The organism is Pseudoalteromonas sp. Of7M-16 (assembly GCF_022347805.1).
Taxonomy (GTDB): domain Bacteria; phylum Pseudomonadota; class Gammaproteobacteria; order Enterobacterales; family Alteromonadaceae; genus Pseudoalteromonas; species Pseudoalteromonas luteoviolacea_F.
In genome coordinates this window covers 51978-63796 of sequence record NZ_JAKRFY010000034.1, presented here as the reverse complement: position 1 = coordinate 63796, position 11819 = coordinate 51978, and the positions used below count along the sequence as shown (strand labels likewise).

Here is an 11819-nt window from a genome sequence, read left to right as displayed (position 1 = left end):
TTACGGTATTACGGTATTACGGTATTACGGTATTACGGTATTACGGTATTACGGTATTACGGTATTACGGTATTACGGTATTACGGTATTACGGTATTATTGACCCGCTACCATATAAAGACTAATGATGTTGCACTAATAATGTACTTCAATTTTGTTTGCCTAAAACCCAACACTCTTTAGATAAGAGTAATTGCCACACCCTAGTGCTATAGATAGAAAACAGAGGAGCCCCAAGCCTACGCAGTTTTTTGATTAATGTCTAAACTTATTAGGAAATAATAAGTTAGCACAGTGCAGGCTTAGTTATTTACCCTATTTGATATGCGATATGCGATATGCGATATGCATTTTAACTGTGCCTTTGGTCAATCTCATTTACTTTCTTGGATACAACTTATTTTTTGTCCTATAGACGCTAATACGGATGAGAAAAATAGGGTCGTCATTTACCTCTTGAACACCTGTTTACCTACTCAATGACAGCATTCAATATACGACTTCCCTATACTTTCACTTTCTTACTTGCCTAACTGATACATTAGTATGAATAAACCGTGATCTCTCTGATCGGCGCTGGGTTATGATCAAACCCTAAGTCCCAAATCTCAAGTGCTCGAGTTGTACCACCTGCATTTTTACAAACAATTTCCGAGACCATAGTGTCATATGACAAACCACCACCAGCCAGCGCTATGCCTTCAATACTGAAATACGCACTGTTAAACGGAGTTCCGTCTTTTTCCTCAATCACATTTGGTGTCAAACCAACTAAATTGGAATAAATACATTGGCCATCTGGAGCATTATTATTGATAAACGCTGTGGATGAATAATCGATGTTTTTGTAATACCAAGCATGATCGCCAGATGTCCAGCCAGAGGCGACTACATCCCCCTGCCAAGTTATTTGGGGTGCAGCTGGCACTTTGTGGAATACCGTATAAGTTTGGTTTGCACTATGACATGTAATTTTCAGTGCTTTTGGTGTGCTTTCATACCCTTCAGGGATCGCGCCATTTATTGCTGTATTGCCTTGTACTGCCAACTCTGCAATTGGTTGCCAAGTATTTTCATTGATCACACTTGCGCTGGTACACTGTGCGTCAGGAGTAGTGACTGTATATAGCGCTGAAATATGCAACGCTCTACGGCTCTGAACGACAACTTCACTGATTGGACCCTGAGTATACTGAGTGCTAGCACCTGCTTCTAAATCTGCGTCGTAGACAATTTCGTTTGAAACAGCTGACATGGAAACAACCGCACAAACCAAAGATAGGCTTTTAATCATTGTAACTCCTTTTAACCTTTGTTGGATTAAATTTAATATTAAGTTTTATAGTTCATAATGTGGGTACTGCATCCTCACTATATTATTGCGTTGTGCACTGTCAACATCACATTATGTCTAATACCAACCCTATCAATATTCTGTTAATCACACGCTAAATTGCATGATTTGTGACATAGCTTGAAAGCCTTAGGAAAAACGAAATATTAAAAAGCAGAGCGATTTATAAACTATAGAAAATCACTTCTACTGAATTTTGCTCCCCACTGAAATAACCCCTGCAGTGTATACACACAATTCCCCTTGTTATAACCCCTCGTCTCATTTTGTTTTTTCTACGAATTTTGTCTGTTATTTTGATATTAAACAATAGACAATCATATGAGAAGGGATATGAAAAACATAACAAAAAGCCTTAGTATTGCCATGCTCCTAGGGGGGCTAAACGTGCCAACTCACGCATCTACAGACCAGTCCAGCTTACTTAAACAAGTTGAATCAAAAGTCATAGAGTGGCGCAGAGATATACATCAAAACCCTGAACTTGGTAATCGAGAGGTACGTACTGCTGCAATGGTATCAGAGCACCTAAAAAACCTAGGAATGGAGGTCGAAACAGGGATAGCTTATACCGGTGTTGTAGGCATGTTAAAAGGAGCCAAACCCGGCCCCACAGTGATGTTACGCGCTGATATGGATGCATTACCAGTGACAGAAAAGACCAACCTTTCTTTCAAATCAACCAAAACCACCAATTACCGCGGTGTTGATGTCGGTATTATGCATGCTTGTGGCCACGACACGCATGTCGCTATGCTCATGGGCGCAGCCGAAGTACTTGCAGGTATGCGCGATGAACTTGCTGGCAATGTCATGTTTGTTTTTCAACCAGCAGAAGAAGGAGCGCCAGAAGGTGAAGAAGGTGGTGCTGAACTGATGCTCAAAGAAGGGATCTTTAAAAAGCACAAACCAGATGTCGCATTTGGTTTGCACATCACATCCAAGCTAAATGTAGGCCAAATTGGTTATCGAAGTGGTCCAACAATGGCGAGCGCAGATAGGTTTGAAATCAGCGTTAAAGGTGAACAAACACATGGCTCTACGCCTTGGGCCGGCGCAGATCCAATCGCCGCTGCCGCGCAAATTGTATCGGGCGTAAATCACATTGTAAGTCGTCAAATCAATATTACCAAAGAGCCTGCAATCGTATCATTTGGCAAGATATCTGGCGGTGTACGTAACAATATTATTCCAGAAGAAGTCAATATGGTCGGCACGATTCGTAACTTTGACATGGACAATAGAGCTCAGATCTTTGATAAAATCAAACATACCGCCGAGCATATTGCGCGTGCATCTGGCAACGAAGCTGAGGTAAGCATTTACGAGGGCTACCCGGTGACGGTCAATGACCCCGCACTGACAAAACAAATGCTGCCGTCCCTTAGTAAAGTAGTAGGTAAACAAGGCATGATTGAAATGCCAAAAGTGACCGGCGCAGAAGATTTCTCATTTTACGCGATGGAAGTACCCGGTCTGTTTGTCTTCTTAGGGGGAACACCTAAAGGCACAGATCCAAAAGACGCAGCTAGCAACCACTCTCCCTATTTTTTTGCTGATGAGTCTGCTTTTAAACTCGGCACACGCGCGTTAACTGAGTTTACTTTGGATTACATGGCTCAATCCAAAAATAAATAGGCTTGGTAAGGTGATGCGCTTCATTCGCATCACCTACAACTGTGTGAAACCCGTTATTAATACACTAGCGTTTAGTCTGCTTTAGAAGTGCATCTAACTTTGCCTCAACACGCAATATATCTTCTTTTGATGCAACATTAGGCTCTGTTCCCCCTTCTTCTTCATGCATAATTTGCATTGCATCTACGATAATACCGATGAATAAGTTCAAAACAGCAAAGCTGGTGATGATGATAAAAGGAACAAAGAATAGCCAAGACTGTGGGAATAGCTCCATAGTTGGTCTTACTATACCCATTGACCAACTCTCTAGCGTCATCACTTGGAACAAAGTGTAAGCAGACGCGCCGATACTACCAAACCATTCCTGCATATTTGGATCTGGATGCTGACCAAATAATTTAGTCGTCAGTACTGCTGACACATAAAACACAATCCCCAATACCCCAATTACAGAAGCCATTCCCGGTAGTGAATGGCCCAAGGCCCCAATAACTCGGCGCATCTGAGGTACAACGGAAAAGAGTCTTAACACTCTTAAGATTCTGAATGCACGTAGAACTGATAACGCGCCACCAGCTGGCACCCAAGAAATGGCAACTATGATGAAGTCGAAACAATTCCAACCAGATTTGAAGAACTTGAAACGATAGACAATCAGCTTCAAAAGCAGCTCTAAAGTAAATATGATTAAGATAACGAAGTCAATTTTATGCAGTAACCCTGCGTTGTCCTTGCCGAATTGAGTCGTTTCCAACCCTAACGTCACAGCATTAAATAAAATCACTGCAATTAAAAAGTTTTGAAATGATTTAGCCTCTACTAAAGCTGTCAATCTTGACATAAAAGTGTTTGAAGATGTCATGGTTCTATTTTAGGAAAATAAAAGATAAACAATGATTTGGTGTTTGGGCTTTTTTGTCAAGCCTTATCAAAATCCTCTCATCATGATAATCGTTGTGCCCTCTACCTGATTTACCAACGTCGACTATAGACATAAATTACATTAATCCCATAAGGCTCGTAGTGCCGTCAAAGTTAGTAATTCATCTCTTCATTGTGTCTAGCTACTAAAATGGCAACCATCAGATGATAAAGTTCAGGCAATACAACTCGCCATCTAAAGCCGCACAGTTAGTTGAGTGCTGAATTAATCATCAATAAACATGAAATTTAAACAACAATTTTATATACATAGCCAAGATATCAGACTGCCATCATTCACTACTTCAAACAACCACTGAGACTAATAACAACCAACCCGTTCATTTTGACAACATATTACCGCTTGTTTTTTATACAGTAGATTGTATATTTTATATTGACAGCGATGTCAAAACACTTTCCTAATACAACATGAAAAGAGCAACAACATTATGAAAAAGCTTTCAATAAAGGCCATTTATGTGGCCGTCCTTTGTGGCCTGTGCAGCCAAGCAGGAGCAATACAAACGATAGATGAAACGCAATATCGCCAATTATTACCAACCTATCAAGGTGCGACAGACTATCGAATTTTACTCGCAGACAAGGTAACTGTTAATTATCACTGTGAAATCATAGAAACACCTGATGGAGGCTACGATATCGATAGAGAGGGATGCAACAAGCCGGGGCAGTTTTACCATATAGATTGGCAAGGAGAATTCCCAAATGAAATTAACTTGAGTATCAGGGGGGTTCCTTCGTCCAATACGATTGTTGAGCATAAATTGTGGGCCATCGCATTTGCACATGCCAGTGCATCAAGTCGAATTCAAATGCAGTACGGCTTGCGCAAAGGGGCTGATGGTACTTTTGACTTGAGCAAACCTTTCGCAACAGGGGAACGCTTTGGCGATTACTTTGAGCGCCAAATGAACCCAAATTACTTTGTCTCAAAAGGCCTGCAAGAAAGCTCTCTTGGTAAAGATCTACCTGCTGGAGTAGACGAAGATGATGGCGTGCTACAAATAGAGTACCCGGGCAGTGCTTGGGCGGAACTACAAGGTGTAGTTGGCGGCGGGTTTCCACTGCCATTTAAGGACCTCGACCCTAAAACAGTATTGAGCTCTCACACCGGACCCGCGAGAAATATTTTAGGTTCTTCTTTAAGCAGTGGGTTTTATAACGGTTCTGCACTTGCAATAGTCAGTGGTTCTTTGCCCTGGAATCAAGGTTCCGACCTTTCTCAAGATTCAATGCATTTGTTTTTGCAACAGTCAAAAGACCCTGATGCACTGACTATGCTGATGTCTTTTATGTATAACCGCGGGCCTTATGCTGCAAAAGATCAAATATTGCGCTCCCAAGAGGTATTTGATCACTGTGTCTCAATCGCAGAGGACTTAGAAGACGATTGGACATGTTTTCAAAAACAAAATGATTTTGGCGCTCGTTACATCAGACAGATCCCTGACGTAACCAACACCCTGTCACAAGCTGCAGCTCAGGGGAGTAACTATGACGCTCAATTAAGTTGGACAGATATCTCCAATTATTTAACTTTATTACAGAATTATGGTTTCTATTCGGAGTCTGTTATCGATAAAGCCAAAGTTGCTGCACAAGCGGCTTTTAACGATTTACAAAGCAATGAAACCATTTCATACCAAACACAGTTTGGTCAGGTTTTAGAACAAATTATGGTGAAACTGCCTATCTATGAGTTAGGTGAAGGTGGTCCATATGACGAACAAGGAAAGAAGCAGTTCTACCTTTACAACTACACTCAACAAACCGCACTTGTTGTTGCAAATAACGAAGCTAATCAGGCTGATGTTAACGAGTTTGTGTTAGCACAAAATCGTATTGCCGTTGATATCAATGGCCAATTCACCCAGTTAAAAGCAAGTGGTGGAACATATGACTGCACCGATGAAGCAAATACTGCGTTGGCAGCACTTAAGGCAAGTACAGATGAGACCTATGTCTCTCTCAGTTCGCAACTTAAATTCAAGTTTGAAAACAATGTATGTACTTTCGAACACGGGCCTCATACTCCACCACCTCCTGTGAAAGATGGATATTGGGATCCAAGCCAACTATATAACCAACCAGGCCAAGTCGTCATTGACGCGATCGATTGCCATGAATATCGCAATGAATGGTACATAGTTGGTGGTAATGCGCCAAGCAAAGCATTTAGTTTGGACCCGTGGGGTGTATGGCGACGTATATCCGAACGGCCTAATAGCGCTTGTTTAAGTGATAAAACAATCAACTAAGGCTTAAAGATTTTTATTCATACTTACCATGTACCAAAGGGTCAAAACCAGACCCTTTTTTAACTTAAATTGACGTAATATTTAAGAGCAAAACTTCAATGTAAATGTCATTATTAACTCTATACATGACGAGTTAATAAAGTGCATAGCACCAATCGCATATTCGCCGGCTTTAAGCCCTACGCCTACATATCCTTGCTCAGTGAAACTCTATATTTTCCACAGTGCAATAGGCATAAAGTCCCAATAAAACATCACACAATACCACTGTAAAAACATCAACAAGGCAAACACATGATATTTACTATCTTTGAAAGTACGCTGGCGAATTAATAACACCGCAGCAGTCAAAACAGATAACGGCAGTAACGCACTGCAAACGAACAGAGACAGGCTCGCCAGTGTTTTATCTCCTAGCTGTAAATAGTGTTGTTGGCTAAGTAAGTAAATAGGCACTGCGAATGCTATAAAGTTAATTACAGGTAATACTAATGCCCTATTCTGGCTTGTTTTAAGTCGTATTAACTTGTATAAACCGATCAACAATAAATAGACAAAACTAAGTAAGCCAACGCTCAAGCTCACCCAATAAAATGTAAACTTCACAATCGATATTTTTGAGTAGGTCTTAAACCCATCCGTTAGATATTGCTCACCGCGAGCTTCGTAAATAACATGTGATGGAGTGCGGCGTGTTATATCCCTATAAATACCATCACCTAGAGGCAATAATACCCGGTCTTTTGCCTGCAGCGATTGAACAGTTAGTTGCCCCCCATTTTGCGAAAGATATACCGAATGAAACATTAAATCAGGTAATGCAAAGTGAACCATTTTGTTGGGTGCCAATACATACACGCCCTCAATTTCCGGGTTTTGAACCGGTAGCGCTTCGGGCTCGACAAGCTCGGCAGGTTCTAAATCTAATTGCTCGATAAAAAGTTGGTTAAGTTTATCCAAATTTGCAGATTCGTTGTCTGTATTTACAGCCCAAAAATATGCTTTATTGTGTTCAGGGAAAATACACAAATAAGCATTGTAGCCATAGGCGCTGCCGGGGCGACACGCACCCATTGCGTCATGACGATCTCGTCCCGATAGAATTAGGCCCTGCCCTATTTTAAGCCCATGTTTAGTTGATTCAGTCTCTTGCGGAGTTGACATCAAGCTCAGCAACTGCGGAGCAATAAAGTTTGATTTTGTGTCGTGCTCCTCTGTCAGTAAAAATCGAAGAAACTTAGCCATATCAGGTGCAGTCGTGACAAACTGCCCCGCAGGCCTGAGCACAGTGCTGACTGGCGTCTGTCTTACTTGATTTTCATAGTGACCAATGGCAAGCATGGGGTCATGTTCATCAACAAAATGAAAACTACTGTGATGCATCTTTAGTGGTTTTAGTACTTGATCTAACAGGTAGTCCTCATATCGCTCAGCTGCCACTTTTTCAATCACCATACCAAGCAATGTAAACCCCATATTTGAATAGGAAAAGCGGCGTCCTGGCTGGTTTCTCACATCAAGAGTGCTGCTATCTCTAAAAGCCAACTCCAGAGGCATATCTGGGTCGGTCTGAGTGGTCAACAGTTGATGTAATCGAATGTCATCAAGTCCAGATGTATGTGTTAGTAAATGCCTAACCGTTATCGGATGCGTTTTTGACCAAGGGTTATTGATCTCAAGGCTCGGCAACATTTCAGACACGCGAGTATCGAGGCTTAGTTTTTGCTCAGTGATCAAACGCAACACACCCACAGCCAATACTGCTTTTGTTACTGATCCTACATACATTTTATGCAGTTCAGTCATTGCTTTTTGGCTTTGGGCGTCGCTCACACCTTGTGCGCCTGTTACATTGCGATCACTCTCTACCATGGCCCAAACTATGCCATCCAATTGCTGTTCTGTTAAAACCTGCTCAATTTTCTGATCAATGCCTGACACTGCATCATTGTTGCTTGTTGCATACACTGGGCTCAAGCATGAAATAACGACAGCAAATAAAGTAAATACAAGTTGGTGGGTTGTTATTATGTTTTTCACTTATTCTCCCAAACTAATTTCTTACCAATTGTGACATTCGCATCGAACGTCTAAATACATGTAAAGACTAATCGTGCTACAAGTATCTGATTAACGACGTGAAAAAAATGTGAAAAGGGGTTTGCAGTGGACCAGAATAGTGAATTAATGTCTATGTTTTTTAAAACAAGATGTTAGGCTAAATTGCTTGCAAACAAATACATCGCGGCGCGATAGCGTTTATATAGTGATTTATTTTTTTGGTATTCATACGTCACGTCAATTCGGCAGACAAAAAACGAGATTTTAGACATCGCAGCCATATGTACAAAAATACCTTCGAGCAGATTTAATATACCAATACTACTCAATTTACCTCACTACTTAGTAAGTTAATTGGGTAAGTTATGTGGTGATAGATTTTAAAGCGAACACCCGAGTAATTACAACCAAAAACGCAACAATAAAAATTCAATTGGAATACAATATACTAAAAAAAGACTCAAAAATATGCTTTAAAAGTAATAGAGGGAAACTAAATACAACAGTCTCCCAGCATTTTTATGCGTTCAAATAAACCCTTTAAACAAGCTTATTTAACAGCAGTGCTTAGTTTACGTGTCTTTGTGAAATTAGAGCGTAAATTCCCCAACCACCCATATGTGTTGATGGGCAAGTTACGTGTCCTGATAAATATCTGGTCGCGTAATCTGAACCAGGAGGCCTAACATAGTCAGGAGCACCCTGAGTCATTTTATATTTACAAATGGTAAATGGAGAGCCCGCCGCATTCGCAGTTGAAATCGCAGAAACAGCTGTAGCTAGCGCAAATGTTACACCAATAAGTAGAGTTTTCACTTTATCATTTCCTTTTTTTGAAAAATAGAGCCAATAGTAAACGCTGAACAGCGGCTGAATTCAACCTCTCAAAATTGATTAATTTTCATACTCGCAAACTTATAAAATTAGCCTAAACAAGTTAATTACCGCCTCCATATGACTCAAAAATCGCCAATTATATTGCGCAATTTATTACTTCGTTATTGCTGATTCTTTTCTGCAAAAATACCTCTGAAAAATTTATATTACTTTTAATAATGGGAAGTTGCGCCACATTCTGTGATTACCCTATTTACCTTGAGTTACACTCCCAACAATAAAATCAAGGTCCTTTGTATTAAAAACAATCAATGGGAAATATTATTCCAATATTCCAAAGAGTCATATTGATATACAAAAACAATCCTCACCTTATTAAATCAATATAAAACAATAGCTTATAGATTTAATCTTACCCATTTTAGATAATCATGAGATAATTTCACCTTTACAATCATTGCATACAATATACACTAAATTCGAAAGACTGTTAAAGGAACACGAGAAATTGATTAATTATTTGTGACTTTTTTAGCCTTTTTACCATGAGAAAAATGCCTTCGGGTATGTCAACTCACAATTTGGAGAACATGTAAAGTGAATATTAAACGAACAAAACAATTGTTATTAATGGGGTCCTGTCTATTGCCCAGCGCCCTTATATGCAGCAACGCACTCGCGACCACAGGCGCAGTCCCACAAAACAACTATTGCGCCAGTTCAGGGGGCGGAAACTATGAGCATATCGCTGGTGTATCTGCAGGAGGAGTAAACAACACCTCGTCTGGTCAGTCGGCATACACTGACTATACCAATCTTACGGCTGAACTTAGTGTTGGGCAAAATCAAATCACCCTAACTCCGGGATTCGTCAACAACGCCTATACCGAGTACTGGAGCGTGTATATTGACCTCAATAATGATGGAGACTTTAGTGATATCGATGAATTGGTTGGCTCAGGTAACGGCCGTTCGGCATTGACAACAACCTTAGATATCCCTGCTTCCGCAGAGGGCGTAACGTCGCGAATGCGTATTGCTATGAAATACAATTCACCCGTTGCAAATGCCTGTGAAAACTTTAATTCAGGTGAAGTTGAAGACTACTCTGTGACCATCAAAAAACGTGATACAACACAACTTGAAAATACTTGTCTAAGTCAAACGCCGACAGATCAGTCTGCACTCGTAGATGGCGTTCCTGTCTGCGTTAAATCTTCATCTCAGTTTCAAAGCTTCTCAGTTCCCGGAGCTGACACCGCTGGCAGTGTTGCGATCACCACATCCTATGGTCAGGGTAACTTGACCTTAGAAGCTCGCAACGGAGAAGGAGGCTACCCTCGACCCGGCGACGATAGTATACGCTCGAAACACATTGGAAATACTGAGTGTGTTGTCATCTCAAACCCAACTAAATATTGGACTAACATCGTAATGCGGGGCCTCTTCAAAGGTGCCACCATTGTCGCTGACTTAGGTGCCACCAGCTGCCGTAAAGAACCAGGCCCTATCGACCCGGGCAATGTTGCATATGAGTTTTCACACGTAAATGTGATCATTTTTCCTATTAGCTTTAATGGCACACCACTGCCTTGGTCAAGAGATCAAATCAATGCCGATATGGAAACTGTCAAGCAGTACTATGCTGAGCAATCCTATGGTCGATTCAATGTAACTTGGGAGATCAAGCCTGAAATTTACATTAATGAGCCTAAGTCAAAGTATGATTCTGACACCAAAGCTTGGCACCAACTTTATGCAGACAAAATCGCAGAAGCAGGTGTTGATATGAACTTCCCAGGTGAGGCAAATCTTGTCATGATGGCTGCCCCACAAGTATCAACTATTAACTCGCAAGCTGGCCCTCCATTTATCCAGCTATATCACCACAAACCAGGCACCATTGCACATGAAATGGGACATGCAATGGGACTGCGTCACTCAATGTCTGTTGAGGCAGGGAACCATGTAATAAATTCAGGTAACGATACGATCCGTAACTATGGTAATCCACATGCTATGATGGGGATGGGAGCGCATACGCTAGAAGAGTACAATCTGATGTACAAGAGCTACTTTAAAGGCTGGCTCACCGATGCCGAAGTACCATTGATCACATCTTCTGGTACATATCGTATTTACGCCTTTGACCATGGTACAGCAAACGGCACCAATGCCCCTGGCAATATTGGGCTGCGCTTAATGTCTGGAAATGGCGATTACACATACTGGCTTGAGTACCGCACAACAAACGACAGATATAATACCAATACTAAAAATGGTGTATTGGTCAATATCAAAGGCTATATGGAAAATGAACCTTTACCTTCGTTTTGGAATCATCGTTCAGCACTTTTGGATATGACCCCCAACTCTAAAGATAACTCTCGCTGGGCACAAGAAGATGAAACGGACGCTGAGTTAGCTATTGGCAAGAGCTTTACCGATCCTTGGAATGGTTTCAAAATCACGCCAATTGCTCGAGGTGGTCAAGAAGACTCTGCAAATGCATGGATAGATGTAAAAGTAGAGAAACTGTAAGTTCTAACTAGTGCGCATATAGGAACTATAAAAAGGATATATTTGGCAACCCCTCAAGCTGAGTCAAAACAATTTGGCTCAGCTTTATAAACAATTTTACCTTTGTTTATTCGTAGTTTAGCTTTATCACAACAAAGAATATGAGTGTTAAAATCAGCCCCTTTAAAGCGGCTTTATTGCCT

Annotated in this window: 7 protein-coding genes; 3 read left to right on the top strand and 4 right to left on the bottom strand. The window is 40.9% G+C overall.

Translation table 11 applies throughout. From position 1 onward, the window contains the following. Positions 1-541: 541 nt before the first annotated feature. Positions 542-1294, bottom strand: coding sequence for a hypothetical protein (locus MHN81_RS24915; protein ID WP_239427042.1), 753 nt, complete (start codon positions 1292-1294; stop codon positions 542-544). Positions 1295-1687: 393 nt separating this feature from the next. Here MHN81_RS24915 and MHN81_RS24910 point away from each other — a divergent pair, with 393 nt between their 5' ends. Further along, positions 1688-2992: an amidohydrolase gene (locus MHN81_RS24910; RefSeq protein ID WP_023401040.1), complete on the top strand. Its 1305-nt coding sequence runs from the start codon at positions 1688-1690 to the stop codon at positions 2990-2992. A 64-nt stretch (positions 2993-3056) separates the two neighbouring features. On the opposite strand, the gene MHN81_RS24905 is transcribed toward MHN81_RS24910, so the two are convergent. Then, a complete protein-coding gene (locus MHN81_RS24905) occupies positions 3057-3836 on the bottom strand; it encodes an ion transporter (protein WP_023401041.1) in 780 nt (259 codons plus the stop codon). A gap of 532 nt (positions 3837-4368) precedes the next feature. Between MHN81_RS24905 and MHN81_RS24900 the strand changes: the two genes are divergently transcribed. Further along, positions 4369-6198: a hypothetical protein gene (locus MHN81_RS24900; RefSeq protein WP_239427041.1), complete on the top strand. Its 1830-nt coding sequence runs from the start codon at positions 4369-4371 to the stop codon at positions 6196-6198. A 210-nt stretch (positions 6199-6408) separates the two neighbouring features. Here MHN81_RS24900 and MHN81_RS24895 read toward each other — a convergent pair whose 3' ends face one another. Together MHN81_RS24895 and MHN81_RS24890 are read right to left on the bottom strand one after the other, a co-directional pair. Continuing rightward, the gene (locus tag MHN81_RS24895; protein ID WP_239427040.1) at positions 6409-8238 is read right to left on the bottom strand and encodes a serine hydrolase domain-containing protein; all 1830 of its coding nucleotides are present in this window, start codon (positions 8236-8238) and stop codon (positions 6409-6411) included. Positions 8239-8826: 588 nt separating this feature from the next. Further along, the gene (locus MHN81_RS24890; protein ID WP_023401044.1) at positions 8827-9075 is read right to left on the bottom strand and encodes a hypothetical protein; all 249 of its coding nucleotides are present in this window, start codon (positions 9073-9075) and stop codon (positions 8827-8829) included. Between the two features lie 618 nt (positions 9076-9693). On the opposite strand from MHN81_RS24890, the gene MHN81_RS24885 reads away from it, so the two are divergent. Then, complete coding sequence (locus tag MHN81_RS24885; protein WP_023401045.1) at positions 9694-11637, top strand: GEVED domain-containing protein; 1944 nt, start codon at positions 9694-9696, stop codon at positions 11635-11637. The last annotated feature ends 182 nt before the right edge of the window (positions 11638-11819 follow it).

What these genes read in the sequence shown, in the direction of transcription:
- MHN81_RS24910 (WP_023401040.1), top strand. Translation starts at nt 1,688, where the DNA reads ATGAAAAACATAACAAAAAGCCTTAGTATTGCCATGCTCCTAGGGGGG.
- MHN81_RS24900 (WP_239427041.1), top strand. Translation starts at nt 4,369, where the DNA reads ATGAAAAAGCTTTCAATAAAGGCCATTTATGTGGCCGTCCTTTGTGGC.
- MHN81_RS24915 (WP_239427042.1), bottom strand. Translation starts at nt 1,294, where the DNA reads ATGATTAAAAGCCTATCTTTGGTTTGTGCGGTTGTTTCCATGTCAGCT.
- MHN81_RS24905 (WP_023401041.1), bottom strand. Translation starts at nt 3,836, where the DNA reads ATGTCAAGATTGACAGCTTTAGTAGAGGCTAAATCATTTCAAAACTTT.